The 19,437-nt window shown below is 57.6% G+C and carries 18 protein-coding genes; 10 read left to right on the top strand and 8 right to left on the bottom strand.

The features are described from left to right. The first annotated feature begins 92 nt into the window (after positions 1 to 92). The 5 genes from ACQR3R_RS29820 to ACQR3R_RS29800 all read left to right on the top strand — a co-directional run bounded on the left by ACQR3R_RS29820 (position 93) and on the right by ACQR3R_RS29800 (position 7,787). Positions 93 to 389 carry a hypothetical protein gene (locus tag ACQR3R_RS29820; RefSeq protein WP_428278184.1) on the top strand — a complete coding sequence of 99 codons (297 nt, stop codon included), beginning with the start codon at positions 93 to 95 and terminating at the stop codon, positions 387 to 389. A gap of 278 nt (positions 390 to 667) precedes the next feature. Next, a complete protein-coding gene (locus tag ACQR3R_RS29815; RefSeq protein WP_428278182.1) occupies positions 668 to 2,473 on the top strand; it encodes a phenylacyl-CoA dehydrogenase in 1,806 nt (601 codons plus the stop codon). A 170-nt stretch (positions 2,474 to 2,643) separates the two neighbouring features. Beyond that, positions 2,644 to 3,933: a diguanylate cyclase gene (locus ACQR3R_RS29810; RefSeq protein ID WP_428278180.1), complete on the top strand. Its 1,290-nt coding sequence runs from the start codon at positions 2,644 to 2,646 to the stop codon at positions 3,931 to 3,933. A 90-nt stretch (positions 3,934 to 4,023) separates the two neighbouring features. Further along, positions 4,024 to 5,820 (top strand): acyl-CoA dehydrogenase C-terminal domain-containing protein, encoded by a 1,797-nt coding sequence (locus tag ACQR3R_RS29805; protein WP_428278178.1) that lies wholly within the window; start codon positions 4,024 to 4,026, stop codon positions 5,818 to 5,820. Positions 5,821 to 6,008: 188 nt separating this feature from the next. Then, positions 6,009 to 7,787 carry an acyl-CoA dehydrogenase C-terminal domain-containing protein gene (locus tag ACQR3R_RS29800; RefSeq protein WP_428278176.1) on the top strand — a complete coding sequence of 593 codons (1,779 nt, stop codon included), beginning with the start codon at positions 6,009 to 6,011 and terminating at the stop codon, positions 7,785 to 7,787. A gap of 227 nt (positions 7,788 to 8,014) precedes the next feature. Here ACQR3R_RS29800 and ACQR3R_RS29795 read toward each other — a convergent pair whose 3' ends face one another. Further along, complete coding sequence (locus ACQR3R_RS29795) at positions 8,015 to 8,944, bottom strand: LysR substrate-binding domain-containing protein (RefSeq protein WP_428278174.1); 930 nt, start codon at positions 8,942 to 8,944, stop codon at positions 8,015 to 8,017. Positions 8,945 to 9,113: 169 nt separating this feature from the next. On the opposite strand from ACQR3R_RS29795, the gene ACQR3R_RS29790 reads away from it, so the two are divergent. From ACQR3R_RS29790 to ACQR3R_RS29770, 5 genes are all read left to right on the top strand, one after another. Continuing rightward, the gene (locus ACQR3R_RS29790) at positions 9,114 to 9,761 is read left to right on the top strand and encodes an aminotransferase class III-fold pyridoxal phosphate-dependent enzyme (protein ID WP_428278172.1); all 648 of its coding nucleotides are present in this window, start codon (positions 9,114 to 9,116) and stop codon (positions 9,759 to 9,761) included. A gap of 10 nt (positions 9,762 to 9,771) precedes the next feature. Continuing rightward, entirely contained in the window at positions 9,772 to 10,344 is a 573-nt protein-coding gene (locus ACQR3R_RS29785) for an aminotransferase class III-fold pyridoxal phosphate-dependent enzyme (protein WP_428278170.1), read from the top strand. Between the two features lie 237 nt (positions 10,345 to 10,581). After that, positions 10,582 to 10,953: a type II toxin-antitoxin system RelE/ParE family toxin gene (locus tag ACQR3R_RS29780; protein WP_428278168.1), complete on the top strand. Its 372-nt coding sequence runs from the start codon at positions 10,582 to 10,584 to the stop codon at positions 10,951 to 10,953. Further along, positions 10,946 to 11,266 carry a helix-turn-helix domain-containing protein gene (locus ACQR3R_RS29775; RefSeq protein WP_428278166.1) on the top strand — a complete coding sequence of 107 codons (321 nt, stop codon included), beginning with the start codon at positions 10,946 to 10,948 and terminating at the stop codon, positions 11,264 to 11,266. The genes ACQR3R_RS29780 and ACQR3R_RS29775 overlap by 8 nt, the downstream gene beginning before the upstream one ends. Before the next feature lie 83 nt (positions 11,267 to 11,349). Then, positions 11,350 to 11,508 carry a YqaE/Pmp3 family membrane protein gene (locus ACQR3R_RS29770; protein WP_003228885.1) on the top strand — a complete coding sequence of 53 codons (159 nt, stop codon included), beginning with the start codon at positions 11,350 to 11,352 and terminating at the stop codon, positions 11,506 to 11,508. Between the two features lie 145 nt (positions 11,509 to 11,653). Here the strand turns inward: ACQR3R_RS29770 and ACQR3R_RS29765 are convergent, their stop codons facing one another. The 7 genes from ACQR3R_RS29765 to pqqF all read right to left on the bottom strand — a co-directional run bounded on the left by ACQR3R_RS29765 (position 11,654) and on the right by pqqF (position 19,399). Next, positions 11,654 to 13,480, bottom strand: coding sequence for a prolyl oligopeptidase family serine peptidase (locus ACQR3R_RS29765; RefSeq protein ID WP_428278163.1), 1,827 nt, complete (start codon positions 13,478 to 13,480; stop codon positions 11,654 to 11,656). Further along, complete coding sequence (gene pqqE, locus ACQR3R_RS29760; RefSeq protein WP_428278161.1) at positions 13,446 to 14,600, bottom strand: pyrroloquinoline quinone biosynthesis protein PqqE; 1,155 nt, start codon at positions 14,598 to 14,600, stop codon at positions 13,446 to 13,448. Before pqqE ends, ACQR3R_RS29765 begins: the two co-directional genes overlap by 35 nt. Next, positions 14,593 to 14,868, bottom strand: a complete 276-nt coding sequence (gene pqqD / locus ACQR3R_RS29755; RefSeq protein WP_428278159.1) for a pyrroloquinoline quinone biosynthesis peptide chaperone PqqD — start codon at positions 14,866 to 14,868, stop codon at positions 14,593 to 14,595. The genes pqqE and pqqD overlap by 8 nt, the downstream gene beginning before the upstream one ends. Continuing rightward, positions 14,865 to 15,617 (bottom strand): pyrroloquinoline-quinone synthase PqqC, encoded by a 753-nt coding sequence (gene pqqC, locus ACQR3R_RS29750; RefSeq protein ID WP_428278157.1) that lies wholly within the window; start codon positions 15,615 to 15,617, stop codon positions 14,865 to 14,867. The genes pqqD and pqqC overlap by 4 nt, the downstream gene beginning before the upstream one ends. Positions 15,618 to 15,757: 140 nt before the next feature. After that, complete coding sequence (gene pqqB / locus ACQR3R_RS29745; RefSeq protein ID WP_428278155.1) at positions 15,758 to 16,669, bottom strand: pyrroloquinoline quinone biosynthesis protein PqqB; 912 nt, start codon at positions 16,667 to 16,669, stop codon at positions 15,758 to 15,760. 72 nt (positions 16,670 to 16,741) lie between these two features. After that, positions 16,742 to 16,816: a pyrroloquinoline quinone precursor peptide PqqA gene (gene pqqA / locus ACQR3R_RS29740; protein WP_009045898.1), complete on the bottom strand. Its 75-nt coding sequence runs from the start codon at positions 16,814 to 16,816 to the stop codon at positions 16,742 to 16,744. Positions 16,817 to 16,972: 156 nt separating this feature from the next. Continuing rightward, the gene (gene pqqF, locus ACQR3R_RS29735; RefSeq protein WP_428278153.1) at positions 16,973 to 19,399 is read right to left on the bottom strand and encodes a pyrroloquinoline quinone biosynthesis protein PqqF; all 2,427 of its coding nucleotides are present in this window, start codon (positions 19,397 to 19,399) and stop codon (positions 16,973 to 16,975) included. Positions 19,400 to 19,437 lie beyond the last annotated feature (38 nt).

Raw genomic sequence — 19,437 nt, 5'->3', positions numbered from 1 at the left:
AGGCACTGTGCCATTAGTGTTTTTGTCGGGCCTTTTGCCAGCAGGTTTGCTTCAATGAAGATTGTTGATCCTTTATAAGGACGAGTTTCGTCATGGAAATCTCAGGAAACAGCGCTTTTTATGCCGGTCTGAGCACTATTCAGACCGGGCAGAACCGGGTTGATCAGGCTTCCGGGCAGATCGCCAACACCACCATCGAGCGTTCGGTTACCAGCCAGTCCTCAGAGGCTCAAGTGGATCGGCTGCGTTCGGTCGACCGCAGCCAGCAATCTGACCTGGCCAGTAGCGTCGTTGAACTGTCTCAAGGCAAGTTTCAGGTTGAGCTGGGCGCGAAAGTCGCCAAGGCATCCGACGAAATGCTGGGTACGTTGATCGATACCTACGCTTGATCCCTGACTGAATCTGCACCTTGAACGCCGCGACTTTTCGCGGCGTTTTTGTGTGTAAGTCCTTCTCGCTCAAATAATCTTTCCTGAACGACGCGTTGATCTGCCAACGCCGTTGCGCCTTCGTGCGCCTGACGTTCAAGCGCACGCGATGACGAACGGCAAAAGATCGGCGCTTGACAAGATTTAGGCGTAAACGTATGTTTCAAACAACTGTTTGACCGTCTCAATAATTCATCGCGGTCGTTCATCCCCGGTTACATCAGCAGAGGTTTATCGCTATGCCTGACTACAAGGCCCCCTTGCGTGATATTCGCTTCGTTCGTGACGAACTGCTCGGCTACGAAGCGCATTATCAGAGCCTTCCGGCTTGTGCAGACGCAACGCCGGACATGGTTGACGCCATTCTTGAAGAAGGCGCCAAGTTTTGTGAGCTGGTGTTGGCTCCGCTGAACCGCGTGGGTGACATCGAAGGCTGCACCTGGAGCGAGTCCGGCGTTAAAACCCCGACTGGTTTCAAAGAGGCCTACAAGCAATTTGTTGAAGGTGGCTGGCCGAGCCTGGCTCACGATGTAGAGCACGGTGGCCAAGGCCTGCCGGAATCGCTGGGCCTGGCCGTGAGCGAAATGGTTGGCGAAGCCAACTGGTCGTGGGGCATGTACCCAGGCCTGTCGCATGGCGCGATGAACACCATTTCGGAACACGGCACGCCTGAGCAGCAAGAGGCTTACCTGACCAAACTGGTGTCCGGTGAGTGGACCGGCACCATGTGCCTCACCGAACCGCATTGCGGCACCGACCTGGGCATGTTGCGCACCAAAGCCGAGCCACAGGCTGACGGTTCGTACAAAGTCTCCGGCACCAAGATCTTCATCTCGGCCGGTGAACACGACATGGCCGACAACATTGTCCATATCGTGCTGGCACGTCTGCCGGATGCGCCGGCAGGTACCAAAGGTATCTCGCTGTTCATCGTTCCAAAGTTCATGCCCAACGCTGACGGTTCGATCGGTGCACGCAACGCTGTGACTTGCGGCTCCCTGGAACACAAAATGGGTATTCACGGCAACGCCACGTGCGTGATGAACTTCGACGCGGCCACTGGTTTCTTGATCGGCCCGGCGAACAAAGGCCTCAACTGCATGTTCACTTTCATGAACACCGCACGTCTGGGTACCGCACTGCAAGGCTTGGCTCACGCCGAGATCGGTTTCCAGGGCGGCCTGAAATACGCCCGCGATCGCCTGCAAATGCGCTCGCTGACTGGCCCGAAAGCGCCTGAAAAAGCCGCTGACCCGATCATCGTTCACCCTGATGTACGTCGCATGCTGTTGACCATGAAGGCTTTCGCTGAAGGCAACCGCGCGATGGTTTACTTCACCGCCAAGCAAGTCGACGTGGTCAAGTACGGCGTAGACGAAGAAGAGAAGAAGAAAGCCGACGCACTGCTGGCGTTCATGACGCCGATCGCTAAAGCCTTCATGACCGAAGTCGGTTTTGAGTCCGCCAACCACGGCGTGCAAATCTACGGTGGTCACGGTTTCATCGCCGAGTGGGGCATGGAGCAGAACGTTCGCGACAGCCGTATTTCGATGCTGTACGAAGGCACTACCGGTATCCAGGCGCTCGACCTGTTGGGCCGTAAAGTGTTGATGACTCAAGGCGAAGCGCTGAAGGGCTTCACCAAGATCGTCCACAAATTCTGCCAGACCAACGAAGGCAACGACGCAGTCAAAGAGTTCGTCGAGCCTTTGAACGCGCTGAACAAAGAATGGGGCGAGCTGACCATGAAGGTCGGTATGGCTGCCATGAAAGACCGCGAAGAAGTCGGCGCGGCGTCGGTGGACTACTTGATGTACTCCGGCTACGCCTGCCTGGCTTACTTCTGGGCTGACATGGCACGACTGGCTGCCGAAAAACTGGCTGCCGGCACCTCTGAAGAGGCGTTCTACACCGCCAAGTTGCAGACTGCGCGCTTCTACTTCCAGCGCATCCTGCCGCGTACCCGCACTCACGTTGCAACCATGTTGTCGGGCGCCAACAACTTGATGGACATGAAAGAAGAGAACTTCGCGCTGGGCTACTAAGCCTTAACGCGTTCTTCAAAGCCGCTGCTCCCCTTGGGAGTGGCGGTTTTTTTTGCCTTGCGGGGCCTTCTGAAAAAAACCTTACTAAATGACTCAGCAAGTCCGCTTTTCTGCCGTTAAAGAGAGAGGGCACAATGCCATCTATTGCTTTGACGGTCGGAGCTTTACCCTTGCCGCGTTCTTCCGCTGTACGTTTCAGTCATTTCCTGCCTTCTTTGCTGCTGTTGCTGGCGGGGCTTGCTGCCGCCTACGTCAAAGACCTGAATGTGTTTTTTACGTCCCTGTTCAACGTGCTTCCAACCCTGGTGTTGTTGCTCGGCGGTGCTTATTGCGCGGTGTACCGACGCCAACGTGAACTGTTTCTGATGGTCACGGTGTACATCGCCTACTTCCTGCTGGACACCCAAACCGACTACTACCGCGACAACGGCAAGGTGCGAGAGGACGCGGCGGTGGTGTTCCATCTGTGCTGCCTGCTATTGCCGTTGCTGTACGGCGTGTTTGCTGCGTGGCAGGAGCGTACTCATCTGTTTCAGGACATGGTGGCCAGGTTTGCCGTGTTGTTGGCCGTTGGCAGTGTGGCACTGGGGCTGGAGCAAAGTTACCCACAGGCGCTGTTGATGTGGCTGTCGGAGATCCGTTGGCCAGCACTGCATGGGGCTTGGATGAGCCTGATTCAGTTGTCGTATCCGGTATTCATCGCCGGGTTCTTATTGTTGGGATGGCAATACTGGCGTAACCCGCGCCCGTTGCACGCCGCTCAATGGGTGGGGCTGCTCGGTTTGTTCTGGATGTTGCCGAAGACTTTCATACTGCCGTTTACCCTGAACATCATGTGCAGCCAGGTGATGCTGATGATTGCCGCGGCGGTCGCTCATGAGGCCTATCAAATGGCTTTCCGTGACGAACTCACCGGTTTGCCCGGCCGTCGTGCCTTGAACGAGCGCATGCAGCGCCTGGGCCGCAATTATGTGTTGGCGATGAGCGACGTCGACCACTTCAAGAAATTCAACGATACCCACGGCCATGATGTGGGCGACCAAGTGCTGCGACTGGTCGCCAGCAAGCTGTCGAAAATTGGTGGCGGCGGTCGGGCGTATCGTTATGGCGGTGAGGAATTCGCCTTGGTCTTCGCCGGCAAAACCCTTGAAGAGTGCATGCCGCACCTTGAAGTGATTCGCGAATCCATTGCGACCTACAACATTCACCTGCGCAATCAGGACAGTCGCCCTCAGGACGACCAGCAAGGTCGCCAGCGCCGTGCCGGGTCTGCATCGTCCAGCGTGTCGGTCACCGTGAGCATCGGTGTGGCGGAACGGGTTGAGCAGCGCAACCCGGAGAAAGTACTGAAGTCCGCCGACGAGGCGCTGTACGCGGCCAAAGGCGCCGGACGAAACTGTGTGGTTGCCTACGGCCAGAATCGCCGCGGTGCGGTGCGCATGGACGCGGCCACCGGTTGAGTGATGATGGCGCATTCAGCGTCTGGAATGTGATTGTGAGGCAAGGTTTCCAGCAGTAGGTTTGAGTTAACTGCTGCCGGAGAAATGACCATGCCCGAGTACAAAGCTCCCTTGCGCGACATGCGCTTTCTGATCGACCACGTCTTCGATTTTCACAGCAACTACTCAGCCCTGGGCGCTACCGACGCCAGCCCGGACATGGTCAACGCGATCCTTGAAGAGGGCGCTAAATTTTGTGAAAACGTCCTTGCTCCGCTCAATCGTAGCGGTGACGAAGAAGGCTGCCACTTCGACAATGGCGTGGTCACGACGCCCGCAGGATTCAAGCAAGCTTTTGCACAATACGTCGAGGGTGGCTGGCATGGCCTGGCTGCCGATCCGGTGTACGGCGGCCAGGGTTTGCCGAGTTCACTTGGGCTGGTTATCAGCGAAATGGTCGGCTCCAGCAACACGTCCTGGGGCATGTACCCCGGCCTGACACACGGCGCCATGTCGGCGATTCATGCTCACGGTACCGAAGCGCAGAAACAAACCTACCTGAGCAAACTGACCGCCGGCCATTGGACCGGCACCATGTGCCTGACGGAGGCCCAGTGCGGCACCGATCTTGGCATTATCAAGACCCGCGCGGTGCCGGCGGCTGATGGCAGTTACGCAATCTCTGGCAGCAAGATTTTCATCTCTGCCGGCGAGCACGACATGAGCGCCAACATCATCCACCTGGTGTTGGCGAAATTGCCGGATGCGCCTGCAGGCACCAAAGGTATTTCGCTGTTTATCGTTCCAAAATTCCTGCCCGATGCCGAGGGTGAGGCGGGCGAACGCAATGGTGTTTCCTGTGGCTCGATAGAACACAAAATGGGGATCAAGGCGTCGGCAACGTGCGTGCTGAATTTCGATGCGGCGAAAGGCTTCTTGATCGGTGAACCGAACAAGGGCCTGAACTGCATGTTCACCATGATGAACCACGCGCGCTTGGGCACTGGCATGCAAGGTTTGTGTCTGGGGGAGGCGAGTTTCCAGGGCGCAATCAAGTACGCCAACGACCGCTTGCAAATGCGTTCGCTGACTGGCCCGAAAGCGCCGGAAAAAGTGGCCGACCCGATCATTGTTCATCCTGACGTGCGCCGCATGTTACTGACCATGAAAGCCTTCAACGAAGGCAATCGTGCGCTGACCTATTTCACCGCCCAGTTACTGGATGCCGCGCATTTGAGCGCGGATGAGACGGCGCGCCAGGACGCTGAAAACCTGTTGGCGTTCCTGACGCCGATCTGCAAGGCCTTCATGACCGATACCGGGCTTGAGGTCACCAACCACGGCATGCAGGTGTTTGGCGGTCATGGGTTCATTCGGGAATGGGGCATGGAGCAGTTAGTCCGTGACTGCCGGATCGCGCCGATTTACGAAGGCACCAACGGCATTCAAGCGCTCGACTTGCTCGGTCGAAAAGTCCTGGGCAGCCAAGGCAAACTGCTGCGTGGCTTTACCAAAATCGTGCATAAATTCTGTGAGTCGCACACCGAACATCCGCAACTGGCCAGTTATGTAAAACAACTGGATGGTCTTAATCGGGAATGGGGTGAGGTAACCACCCGAATTGGCATGGCGGCGATGAAGAATCCGGATGAAGTGGGCGCCGCGTCGGTGGACTACCTGATGTACAGCGGTTACATCATTCTCGCTTATCTATGGCTGCGCATGGCGGTCGTGGCGCAGTCTCAACTTGATGCGGGCACCGGCGATGCGGATTACTGTCAGGGCAAACTGGTCACCTGCGAGTTTTACTTCAAACGACTTTTGCCGCGCACTGCCGCTCATCGCGCCGCCATCGAGGCGGGCAGCGACTGTCTGATGAAGTTGCCAGCAGAGCTTTTTGCGCTTTAGTCTTTTAAACCAGACACAAAGGAAGCCCTCTTGATTGAGGGCTTTTTTATGACCTGATAGTCAATGACTAAAAATTACAAATCGGTCACTAACCGACCCTATGTGTCGCAAAAGTTGTTGGGTTACACTCGAGCCCAACGAAAGCAACATTCCTGTGAATCACCCGTTTAGATCTTGCGAGGTTTGCCATGGCTGACTACAAAGCGCCCCTGCGCGATATGCGCTTCGTCCTCAATGAAGTATTCGAGGTCGACAAACTCTGGGCCGAGCTGCCGGCATTGGCCGATACCGTGGATGCAGAAACGGTAGAAGCCATTCTCGAAGAGGCCGGCAAGGTCACCAGTAAAAGCATCGCGCCCCTGAGCCGCGCCGCTGACGAAGAAGGTTGCCATTGGGCGGACGGTGTCGTCACCACGCCGGCAGGTTTCCCTCAGGCTTATCAAACCTATGCCGAGGGCGGATGGGTCGGCGTCGGTGGTGATCCGGCTTACGGCGGCATGGGCATGCCCAAGGCTGTTTCGGCGCAAGTTGAAGAAATGGTCAACTCCGCCAGCCTGTCGTTCGGCCTGTACCCAATGCTGACTGCGGGTGCCTGCCTGTCGATCAATGCTCACGCCAGCGAAGCGTTGAAAGCGGCTTATCTGCCGAACATGTACGCCGGTGTCTGGGCCGGGTCCATGTGCCTGACCGAGCCGCATGCCGGCACCGACCTGGGGATCATTCGTACCAAGGCCGAGCCTCAGGCCGACGGTTCCTATAAGGTCAGCGGCACCAAGATTTTCATCACCGGTGGCGAACACGACCTGACCGAGAACATCATCCACCTGGTATTGGCCAAACTGCCAGACGCACCTGCGGGGCCAAAGGGTATTTCGCTGTTCCTGGTGCCGAAATTCATGGTCAATGCCGACGGCAGCCTCGGTGCTCGTAACCCGGCAAACTGTGGTTCGATTGAACACAAAATGGGCATCCAGGCCTCCGCAACCTGCGTGATGAACTTTGACGAAGCCGTGGGTTACCTGGTGGGTGAGCCCAACAAAGGCTTGGCTGCAATGTTCACGATGATGAACTACGAACGTCTGGGGGTTGGTATCCAGGGCCTGGCGTCGGGCGAGCGCTCATACCAGAACGCCGTTGAATACGCCCGCGATCGCCTGCAAAGCCGTTCGCCGACGGGTGCGCAAAACAGGGACAAAGTGGCCGACCCGATCATCGTCCACCCGGACGTGCGTCGTATGTTGCTCACCATGAAAGCCGCGAACGAGGGCGGTCGTGCATTCTCCACATACGTGGCCATGCAACTCGACACCGCCAAGTTCAGCGAAGACCCGACGACCCGCAAGCGCGCTGAAGATCTGGTGGCGTTGTTGACCCCGGTCGCCAAGGCATTCCTGACGGATTTGGGGCTGGAAACCACGATTCATGGCCAGCAAGTGTTCGGTGGCCACGGTTACATCCGTGAATGGGGCCAGGAACAACTGGTGCGTGACGTTCGCATCACGCAAATCTACGAAGGCACCAACGGCATTCAGGCGCTGGACCTGGTTGGCCGCAAGATCGTCGGCAGTGGCGGGGCGTTCTACAACCTGTTTGCTGACGAAATTCGTCACTTCACCGCGACCGCCAGCGCCGATCTCGGCGAGTTCACCAAGCCGCTGAACGATGCGGTGACCACCCTCGACGAATTGACGGCATGGTTGCTGGACCGGGCGAAAAACAACCCTAACGAGATCGGCGCCGCGTCAGTCGAGTACCTGCAAGCCTTCGGTTATGTGGCCTATGCCTACATGTGGGCCTTGATGGCCAAGGCTGCATTCGGCAAGGAAGCGCAGGAAGACTTCTACGCGAGTAAATTGGGCACGGCGCGGTTCTATTTCGCACGCCTGCTGCCTCGTATTCACTCGTTGAGCGCTTCGGTGAAGGCGGGTAGCGAATCGCTGTTCCTGCTGGACGCCGCGCAGTTCTGAGAATGTAACCTCATGTAAGCATTCTCTTACACGACGTGCTGCTGTTTTCCACCTAGTCGTAAATTGGATCCACAGTTAATCTACTTCACATGGACGTCGCGCAGGAAGCGCAAAGCAACAACATGGACACGTAGGATTCTGCCAGGATGGCGGAGCGAAATGGATGTCAGGGAAACAGTCTGCAAAGCCCCGCTTCGGCGGGGTTTTCTTTGTCCGCGAAAAAGTGCTCAACCCATACTGTCGAGCGTGGCCGGGTTATTTGGCCGTTCATTGGGCCCATGGATCACATCCTCAAGCAACGTCTGCAACAAGCTCAGCGAGGCCTGTTGGCGTTGCACATCCCTGCACACCAATCCCACCTTCAGCGGCACCCGCGGCTCTGTCAGCGGTTTCCACAGCAATTCGTTATTACTCAACAGCTTCTGCGAACGCCCAGGCAGCACCGTTGCCAGTCGCGTGTGAGGCAGGCTGTCGAGAATCCCCGCCATATTGTTCAACTCGGCTTGCACCTGCGGTCGTCGCCCCAGGCTTGCCAATTGTGCCTGCCAGATCTGCCGCACCTGGAACTCTTCCCCCAGCAGCAACATGGGTAACTCGGCAGCCTGGCTCATGGAGACTTTCTTGAATTCGCGCAGCGGGTGGTCCGCCGGGATTACCAGTGTCAGTTCGTCTTCGTACAGCATCACACCGTGCAGTCCTGGCTGGCGGGGAGGCAAATAACTGATGCCAATGTCCAGTGACCCGTTAAGCAATCGCCGCTCGATCTCCAAACCCGTCAGTTCATAAATTTGCACCACCAGATGTGGCTGCGCCTTGCGCACACGCTCAAGCATTTGCGGTACCAGGCTGGTATGAACGGTTTGCAGTACGCCAATGGCCAGGGTTCGCAGCGCTTGCCCCTTGAAATTGCCCAAGGCTTCACGCGCTCGCTGAAGGCCATCAAGCAACGGCAAGGCGTGGTTGTACAGCGTATGGGCGGCCAGCGTTGGCAGCAGCCGCTTGCTGCTGCGTTCGAAAAGGCTCACATCGAGGTTTTGTTCGAGGTGACGTATCTGTTGCGAGAGTGCCGGTTGCGAGATCGAAAGTCGCTCGGCGGCCCGGCCAACATGGCCTTCTTCGTAGACCGCGACGAAATAGCGCAGTTGCTTGAAATCCATAAGTAACTCTTATCGAAAATGCTCGTAAATCGAAATGGCCCAGCGCCTGGTCAACGCCTAGTCTAACCGCATTCACAAGGCTTACAGGGCCATAGAGCACGATGAATACCGTTAACCTGAATGGTGTTTACATAGGCAAGGCAGAAAACCTCAAACGGGGTTTTATTGCATGAATTTGTTTAACTTGCGTCGCAGTCCGCCCAGCCTTGATGACTTGGCTTTCCAGCCGTCCACCCTTAACAATATGTCCAGCGAGTGCCTGATGCCCAGCGTCGAGCGGCCGAAACAGATTTTTGTACGCGGGCAAGGCTCATGGGTGTGGGACAGCGATGATCGCGCCTACCTGGATTTCTCCCAGGGCGGTGGCGCGAATAGCCTGGGGCACAGCCCTTCGGTACTGGTAAATGCCATTGCGGCACAGGCCCAATCGCTGATCAACGTCGGTTTCGGCCTGCACAATCGCGGCCTTCTCAATCTGGCCGAACGCCTGTGTTCCCGTACCGGCAGTGATCAGGCGTATTTGCTCAACAGTGGCAGCGAAGCGTGTGAGGCGGCCATCAAGCTTGCGCGTCAATGGGGCCAAGTGCATCGCGGCGGCGCAGCGCGCATCATCATTGCCCGTCATGGCTACCACGGGCGTAGTTTCGCGGCGACTGCAGCGTCGGACGTTGACGCTGTTCCATTTAACGATCTTGCAGCGATGCATGCTGCGGTCGATTCGCGGACGGTGGCGATCATGCTCGAGCCGATCCAGAACGTGGCCGGTGTGATCCCCGCCACCGAGCATTACCTCAAGGGTGTCGAGCCTGTGTCGTGAGCTTGGGATCTTGTTGATCCTGGACGAAGTGCAAACCGGCATCGGTCGTTGCGGCACACTGTTGGCAGAAGAGTCCTACGGCGTTCGTGCCGATATCGTCGTCCTCGGCAAAGGCCTCGGCGGTGGTGTGCCACTGGCGGCGTTGCTGGCGCGGGGCAAGGCCTGTTGTTTTGACGCCGGCGAATTGATAGGCACTCATCACGGCAATGCGCTGATGACGGCCGCTGGTCTGGCTGTTCTCGACAGCGTGCAGGACAAAAATTTTCTGAAGCATGTCCGGGAAACCGGTGTGTATCTGCGCGAAGGCCTGACGCGCCTGGCTCATCGCTACAGTCATGCGCAGGTGCGCGGGCAAGGGCTGATGCTAAGTCTGACGCTGTCGGATGATTCGGCAAATGCTGTGGTTAAGGCAGCGCTGTACGAAGGCCTGTTGCTCGATACGCCACAACCCGATTGCCTGCGCTTTACTCCGGCGCTCAACGTCAGTAAAGCCAACGTCGACGAAATGCTTCTGCGCCTGGCCCGTGCCTTCTCCCGTGTGCGCACAGCCCAACTGCAATGCCGCAAAGGGATTGCCGTCTGATCAACCTGGCCCGGCGCCTATTCAAGAACCGTCTCGCGGTATAACGCATCGCCCCACGCTGGATTCATTTCGCGTGGGGCGTTTTTTTGTCTCGGCGTTTTACCTCATGGGCATTAGTGCTTGAGCGGACGCCAGATCAATGGCCTTTTAGGCGGCGTCGGCAAGGAATGCCGATGCCAGTGCCAAAAATATTGTTGAGACTGGTTGGGATTTTTGTACCACTGAGTGGTATGTTTTGTGGAAGGGATTCCGATGTTGCCAAGGTTGTTTAAAGCAAAACGTTTTGCGGCGCTCGCGGGTAAAGCCTGGATTGGTGATGACGAGCTTCGGGATGCATTTATCGAAATGCTCAACGGCCAGGCAGAAAGCCTTGGCGGTGGAGTGTGGAAGAAGCGTTTGAATTCAAATCGTCACCGGTCGATTGTCTTGGCCAAGGGGCGCGGTTACTGGGTTTACCAATTCCTTTATGCCAAGAAAGATCAGAGCAACATCAGTCAGGCGGATTTGTTCGGATTTCGAAAGATGGCAAAGACCTACGGGGATCTGTCAGAGATGCAGGTTCAGTACTTGCTGGATACGAAGGAGTTTGTGGAGATAATTTATGAGTAAAAAATTTAAAAGTGAGGCTCTAGAGTCTGTTCACGAATCCGCCACGGCCTTGTACGCCATCGGTGCGATCAGCAAGGCAACCATGCGTGAATTCGATGACTCTTGTCTGGCAACCGTTCCTGATGCGATCCCGGCGGCGCAGATCAAGGCGCTACGTGAACGCAACAACGTGAGCCAACCGGTATTTGCGCGTTACCTGAACACCAGCGCTTCGACGGTCAAGAAATGGGAAGCGGGGGACAAACAGCCCAGTGGCATGGCGCTTAAGTTGTTAAGCATCGTTGAGAAACACGGCCTCGAAATATTGTCTTGAGGTGCGGTAGTGAACCCTGACGAACGGCGCGGGTCGATTAGCTGTGAGGCTCACACGAGCCGATTTCAATCAGGAGCTGACCCATGGACTTTATTCGAATCATTATCGCCATTCTGTTGCCACCACTGGGTGTGTTTCTGCAAGTAGGTTTCGGCGGGGCGTTCTGGCTGAATATTCTGCTGACATTGTGCGGTTACATTCCCGGCATCGTGCACGCGGTGTACATCATCGCCAAACGCTGAGAGGCGTGGCGTCAGATAAATCGCGTTCGAGAGCAAGCCCGCTCCCACATCAGTCGCACACCAATGCCGTGTGCACTGAAGATTCAATGTGAGAGCGGGCATGCTCGCGAAGGCGGCGCCACAATTTATGCGCCGCGTACCGACTTCAGTCTGCTTGCGCCATTACCCGCCGATAAAACAACCACTCTTGCTCCAGCGCATGCGCCTGATTAGTGGCTTTGCGAAAACCATGACGTTCGTCAGCGTAGTAATGCGCCTCAACCAGAATATCGTTGTCCTGCAGCGCCGTGACCATGTCGCGTGTTTGTTGTGGCACGACCACGGCGTCGAGTTCGCCCTGAAAGAAAATGACCGGAACGCGGATGTTGCTCGCATGCAACAAAGGTGTACGTACGGCGTAGCGTTCGGCATCCTGCACCGGATCGCCAATCAGCCAATCCAGATAATCACCTTCAAACTTATGCGTAGCCTGACCCAGTGCCACGGGGTCACTGACCCCGTAAAGGCTGGCGCCGGCGCGGAACACGTGTTCGAACGCCAAGGCACATAACGTGGTGTAACCACCGGCACTGCCGCCGCGAATAAACGCTTTATCGCCGTCGATCAAACCACGTTCGGCAAGATGGCTGACGACCGCGCAAGCATCCTGCACATCAACGTCGCCCCAGCTCAAATGCAGCGCTTGACGATACGCCCGACCATAGCCGCTGCTACCGCGATAATTGAGATCTGCTACGGCGAAACCGCGTTGCGCCCAATACTGAATACGCGGATCGAGCATTGGATAGCAGGCCGAGGTCGGGCCGCCATGGATAAACACCACCAACGGTGGACGCGCATCGCCGGTCATCGCCGGATAGAAAAAACCGTGAGCTTCACCACCACCGCTCGGGTAGCACAGGGTTTGCGCAACGCTTATCTGTTCGGCAGGCAGCGGCGCCACGCCACCGGCCAGAACCTCGACCTGATGTGTCCTGCGGTTGATGGCAATCACAGATGATGGGCTGACCGGCGAGGCCGCAATGCAATAGATAAAGTGTTCGTCCAGCGCCAGATGACGGAAGCGGCTGTAGTCGCCGGTTAAGTCTTCAACGGTTTCGCCGCACAGGCCCAAACGGCCAAAACCAGCCTCGGTCCAGCTTGCCATATACGTGTTGTCGCCCAGCGGTAGCCAAGTGCAACCGCCGAGCTGCCAGGGCGCGGGCGCATGATCAGCTGCAGCACTCGGCAAAGGACTCAAGCCGTTTGCAGATTCGCCCCATGGCTGCCAGTAACCGCCACGATCCGTCAGGCAAAACAAACGACCGTGACGATCGAAGCGCGGTTGTTGCAAAGACTCCTCAGCGTCATCTCCGGCAACACAACGCGGCGCGGCAAAACCACCATCGCTTTGACGTTCGCTGACCATCAGCCGGGTTGCAGTCCATGGCTGGTCGGGTCGGCTCCATTCGATCCAGGCCAGTCGTTGCTGGTCGGGACTCAACGTTGGTGCGGCATAAAAATCCGCGCCCTCGGCCAGTACCTGGCGCGTGCCATCCACCAGGTCAATCGCCACCAAACGGTGCTGGTCCTGATGTTCCTCAACTGCCAGAACGCGCCCACCGGCACATTGCAGATCGCCGTAACGACGGTCGCTGTCAGTGAGTTTTTGCGATGTTTGATCGTTTAGGTTTTGCCGGTACAACTGTTGGTCGGTTTCGTTGACGAAAACCACGCCGTCATCGGTAGGGCAAAACGCACCGCCGCCATATTCGTACACTCGACTGCGCACGCTGAACCCTGTCGGGGTCAAACAATGCGCCTGGCCGTCGCGCCAATGCCAGATTCGGCAGGCACCGTCCTCGGGCCGGTATTCATTCCACAACAAACCCTTCGGGCCGATCTGCAATTCGGCGAAGTCGATACCGGCAGCGACCGCACGAGCGGCGCTGAAGGGTTCAGCTTTTAGCGATGAGGCGTGAGTTTCGTTCATTGCGAAAGGCCAATTGTTCGATGGTCTGGGTCGCGTGCTCGGCTTCTTCGCGGGCCTTGAGAATCACGCCATGATGAGGCGACTTGCTGCACACCGGATCGGCATTGCTCGCGTCACCCGTGAGCATGAATGCCTGGCATCGGCAGCCGCCAAAGTCCTTTTCTTTCTCGTCGCAAGAGCGGCAGGGCTCGGGCATCCAGTCGTAACCGCGAAAGCGGTTGAAGCCGAACGAGTCATACCAGATGTGTTGCATGCTGTGATCACGCACGTTGGGGAACTGCACCGGCATTTGGCGGGCACCGTGGCACGGGAGCGCCGTTCCGTCTGGGGTGACGGTCAGGAAAATACTGCCCCAGCCGTTCATGCAGGCTTTTGGGCGTTCTTCATAATAGTCCGGCGTGACGAATATCAGCTTGCACGGGTGCCCTTCGGCTTCGAGTCTGGCACGGTATTCGTTGGTAATGCGCTCGGCCCGAACCAACTGTTCACGGGTGGGCAACAGGCCCACCCGATTGAGTTGTGCCCAACCGTAAAACTGGCAAGTGGCGAGCTCGACGAAATCCGCTTCGAGGGCGATGCACAGCTCGATGATGCGGTCGATTTTGTCGATGTTGTGCCGATGCGTGACGAAGTTCAGCACCATCGGGTAACCGTGTGCCTTGACCGCGCGCGCCATTTCCAGTTTCTGCGCGAAGGCCTTTTTCGAGCCGGCCAACAAGTTATTCACTTGCTCGTCGCTGGCCTGGAAGCTGATCTGGATGTGGTCCAGGCCGGCCTTCTTGAAGTCGCTGATTTTTTGCTCGGTCAAGCCGATGCCTGAGGTGATCAGGTTGGTGTAAAAACCTAGCGCGCGGGCCTCAGCAATCAGTTCGGCAAGGTCTTGGCGCACCAGCGGTTCACCGCCGGAAAAGCCCAGTTGCGCCGCGCCCATTTCCCGCGCTTCACGAAATACCTTGATCCACTGTTCGGTGCTGAGCTCTTTACCTTGTTCGGCGAAATCCAACGGGTTGGAGCAATAAGGGCACTGCAGCGGGCAGCGATAGGTCAGCTCGGCCAACAGCCAGAGTGGCAGGCCGATTTCAGGCTTGGGCGGCAACTTGACTGAGGTGGAATCAGGCAAGTTCGATCCAGTGCTGAGCACGGGCAACCTCCATGAATTGCTCGATGTCTTCACCGAGCTCCGGCACGCCGGGGAACTTTGCATCGAGTTCGGCGATGATTGCCGCGACATCACGTTCGCCGTCAATCAGGCCACCGATCAGCGCGGCGCTTTCATTAAGTTTGATCATGCCTTCCGGGTATAACAGCACATGACCTTTTTGGGCCGGCTCGTATTGGTAGCGGTAACCCTGGCGCCAGGTTGGCGTCTTGCTGCGATCAAAACTCATAAGGCGATTCCTTTATGCCAGGCCCGCTCCCCGGTCACGCTGTGATAAGGCGGGCGATTCAGTTCATATGCCATGCTCATGGCGTCGAGCATGCTCCAAAGAATGTCCAGTTTGAACTGGAGAATTTCCAGCATCCGATCCTGGCCGGCTCGCGTCGTGTAATGCTGCAACGTGATTGCCAGGCCGTGTTCGACATCACGGCGAGCCTGGCCCAGGCGTGTGCGGAAATATTCGTAACCGGCCGGGTCAATCCACGGGTAATGCTGCGGCCAGCTGTCCAGGCGCGACTGGTGGATCTGCGGCGCAAACAGCTCGGTCAGGGAGCTGCTGGCGGCTTCTTGCCAACTGGCACGGCGCGCAAAGTTGACGTAGGCGTCGACGGCAAATCGCACGCCGGGCAGTACCAGTTCCTGAGAGCGCAGTTGATCCGGGTCCAGTCCCACAGCCTGCCCGAGACGCAGCCAGGCTTCGATACCGCCATCTTCGCCGGGAGCACCGTCGTGGTCCAGCAGGCGCTGAATCCACTCGCGACGAATCTCGCGATCCGGGCAGTTGGCGAGGATCGCGGCGTCCTTGAGTGGAATGTTCACCTGATAGTAAAAGCGGTTGGCGACCCAGCCCTGAATCTGCTCGCGGGTTGCTCGCCCTTCATACATCGCCACGTGATACGGGTGATAGATATGGTAATAGGCACCCTTGGCCCGAAGCGCTGCTTCGAACTCGGCGGGGGACATTGCGGTATCAGTCATTTCGGTTCTCCGCGAACAACCGGTGGATTTTGAGGTGCCTGGATCGGCCTCATCGCCAGCAGGCTGGCACCCACAGTTGATTGCATTGCCCTGTGGGGAGCCAGCCTGCTGACGATGAACCGCGCAGCGGTCTCGTTGCCCTACAGCACAATACTCATGCCGTCATACGCCACTTCAACGTCACGCCGCGCCAGTTCCGCACGCTGCGGCGAATCCTCGTCGAGAATCGGGTTGGTGTTGTTGATGTGAATAAGTACTTTGCGCTGATCAGGCAATTGTTCCAGTACTTCGAGCATCCCGCCGGGACCATTCTGCGCCAGGTGGCCCATTTCACGCCCGGTGCGAGTACCGACGCCACGCCGTTGCATTTCGTCGTCATCCCACATCGTGCCATCCACCAACAGGCAATCGCTACCGGCCATGATTTCCAGCAGCGGTGCGTCGACCTTGCCTAAACCTGGCGCGTAGAACAGTTTGCCGCCGGTTTTCAGGTCTTCCACGATCAAACCAATGTTATCGCCCGGGTGCGGGTCGAAACGGTGCGGCGAGTAGGGCGGTGCCGCACTGCGCAATGGTAACGGGGTGAAACGCAGGTTCGGGCAGGCCGGAATGCTGAAGCTTTGGTCGCGCTCGATTCGGTTCCAGCTCAACCCACCGTTCCAGTGAGTCAGCATGGTAAACAACGGAAAACCGGTGCTCAGGTCTTCATGAACCATGTCGGTACACCAGACTTGGTGCGGGCAACCTTCGCGCAGGCTCAGCAGGCCAGTGGTGTGGTCGATCTGGCTGTCCATCAAAATGATGGCGCTGATGCCGGTGTCACGCAGGGCGCGACCCGGTTGCATCGGGGCGAAGCTCTGGAGTTGGGCGCGGATGTCCGGCGAGGCGTTGCACAGGACCCAGTTCACGCCATCGTCGGATATCGCGATGGACGATTGGGTGCGCGCGGTGGCGCGCAAGCTACCGTCGCGAAAGCCTGCGCAATTCACACAGTTGCAGTTCCACTGTGGAAAACCGCCGCCGGCGGCGGAACCTAGAATCTGGACAAACATGGCCGCTCCATCATTTCAAGACCGAAAATAAAAACGCCTCGGCGAGCCGAGGCGTTGCACAACGAGACAAACTTAGCGGCTTGCGAAGTACATCGTGACTTCAAAGCCGATACGCAGGTCGGTGTAAGCAGGTTTGGACCAGGACATGGGAGTGCTCCTTCAGGTGGTTGGGACGTTGAGACCTATACATATAGTCCACCTCCATGCGGAGATGTTCCAGATAGTTAGGTGGCTATGTTACTCAAAATTACCGAGCGCTCGCCCGTGAAACTTTGATAAAGCTAATTGCAGCGTCGGTAATGATCATTGTGTCTCTTGCCAAGGCGCGCCGGGGCTCGCGCTGGTGGCCAGGCATCGCCAGCCGCCTTCAGCACGGCTCAGTCTGTGCGCTGCTGCGAGCAGAGCCTGGCGGTCAATCAACTGTATAGCCGTTTGCAGTTGCTGAAGATAATCCGACGAATGGCCTGCCAGTTTGCCTTGCCACAACCATTCGGCGGCTTGGGCAGTGGTCAATGCCGAGGGGGAAAATTGATCGGCCAAGGCCTGACGTTGAGCGACGTAACTCGCATCGTCGAGGGTGTGGATCAACTCGGCGAGGCCAGCCAAAAATGCCTCGATGTAGTTGAGCAAGTCATGCGGCGCAACGCTCGGTGATTGCACGCCGAACAACAGTCCGGTTTGGCCGTGGATTTGTCTCGCGCCACTGAACACCGCATAACCCAGTTGCAGTTCGACCCGCAGTCGCTGGTAAAAAGGTGTCTGGCACAGGTGTGCGAGCAAACGCCAGGCAGCTTCGTCAGCAATACCGGTGGATGCACTCGGACAGAACAGTAACAGCGCATGTTCGCTTGAGCCCGTGTCGACGCGTGACCACAGGCGTTGCGTGTTTATCGAAACAGCGGCACACGTCTGCTGGTTCGCCACACCGGGTACTCGGCTTAACGCCACGCCCATTGCCGCGTGTGTCTGGGGGGACAAGCCGATTGCGAGTCCTTCCCAGCGGGCGTTCGCCCAAAGTTGCTGCAGGTCTTGAGACGCCGCACAGGGCTCAAGGCAGTGCTCGGGCAGCACGCTGAGCAGTTGCCGAATCGGCATCAACGGCGCGCTGGCGGGAGGCGCCTGTAGCGTCCCTGCATCCGCTTGCGTCAGCAGTGCCAGTGCGTGTTCAAAAATGACGGGCATCGGCTCCTGTAGCCCGGTCATTTTCAGCAACCATTGATTGCCGGATGCACTAAACGAAAAATCGACACCTGCCTGGCGGGCATCTTCACGCAGTGGCTCAAGGGTGTGCTCCATCCGTGACTGAAGGTTTTTGTCCGGTGTGGACGGCAAACACCAACGCAGATAAACAGCACCGGCAGCGGTGTTGTCCGGCAGCGCCTGGCTGAATTGCATTGCAGCGTTATCGCGACGACCGCGCAAACGGTCCTGAGCAAAGGTGCGCAAGCCTCGGTGCTTACTGGTCTGGCCACGAATCAACGCGGCATTGGCCGCCGGAGGTTCGGTGTGCAAAAACGGATTGGGTGTCGGCAGTTGCCATGAACCGCTGAAGTTATCCACAGCTCCGATTTGTTTGAGAATTAACGTGAGTGCCGCAACACCAGCCTCCGACAATCCGCTTTCACGCTGCTCGCTGTCCAACTGAGCCAGTTGCAGCGCGCCGCTTATAAGTTGCTGACGTTGCAGCAGCGCCGCATATTCTTCACGCAGTCGGGTCCAGTCCTGATGCGAGGCAAAGAACCCCAGCCAGTCCAGCAGTTGCTCGCCGATTGCCTCAGCCGGTTGGGTTGTGCGCAACTCAATGTGCAGCAATGCTTGCCCGGCAAATTGATACAACGGTGTGGCATCAAGGCTGTCGGCCAAGCCTTGCTGGCGCAATTGCGAGCGCAAACCGCCGGGTTTATCGGCATTCAACCAATGGCACAGAAACAGCATCGCTTCGGGCGCGGCGTCTGGCAGCGCTTCAAAAGCAAACAGCAGATCCAGCCGCTGCTCGGTGGCCAGTTGATACGTTTTCTGCGTGGCATCCATCAACGGCGCAGGAGCCTGTTGCGGGACGTTGGCGCCCTTGGCGATGACGCTATCAAACTGCTGCGCCAGCGTGCGCAACTCATCGACACTGAGCGGGCCAGCGAGGCTCAAGGTCATTTGACCGGTTTGATAAAACTGCCGATGGAAATCCTTCAGCGCTTGCTGAAATTGCGCTTGCGGCACGGGCAAGCTGTCTCGGTTGCCCGCATGAAACCCTCGCAACGGGTGGCCGGCCGACAGTCCGTCAAACAATGATTGTTGCTGTTGGGCTTGCGCATCCTGTGACCAGGCAACGAACTCCGCTTGCAACACTTCTCGTTCTTTTTGCTGATCTTCCAGCGCCATGCGCGGATGAGCGAGCATGTCTGACAGGCGCGTAAGCCCTGCGCTGAAGACCGGGGGCGGCAGTTCGAAAAAGAAGTCGGTGGTGCGCTCACTGGTGCGGGCATTCACGTGCCCACCGTGACTTTGCACGTAGGCCATCAAGCCTTCGCCAGCGGGAAAGCGCTCCGTGCCCAAGAACAACAAGTGCTCAAGAAAGTGCGCAAGCCCCGGCCACGCCAATGGCACGTCGTGACTGCCGGCTGCAACGCGTAATACCGCTGCGCAGCGTTTTAATTGCGGCGCATGACGCAGCGTCACCCGCAGGCCGTTGGCCAGGGTTTCAGTGTGAGGGCGAGGGTGATTCAGCGCAGGCATGAGCACTTCCAGAGCAGAGAAGCGCTAATGCTAGCGGA

The organism is Gordonia sp. IEGM753 (assembly GCF_050321825.1).
In the GTDB taxonomy this organism is placed as follows: domain Bacteria; phylum Pseudomonadota; class Gammaproteobacteria; order Pseudomonadales; family Pseudomonadaceae; genus Aquipseudomonas.
Note: the sequence above shows the minus strand (reverse complement) of the source record. Positions and strands in the feature narration are given on the sequence as shown.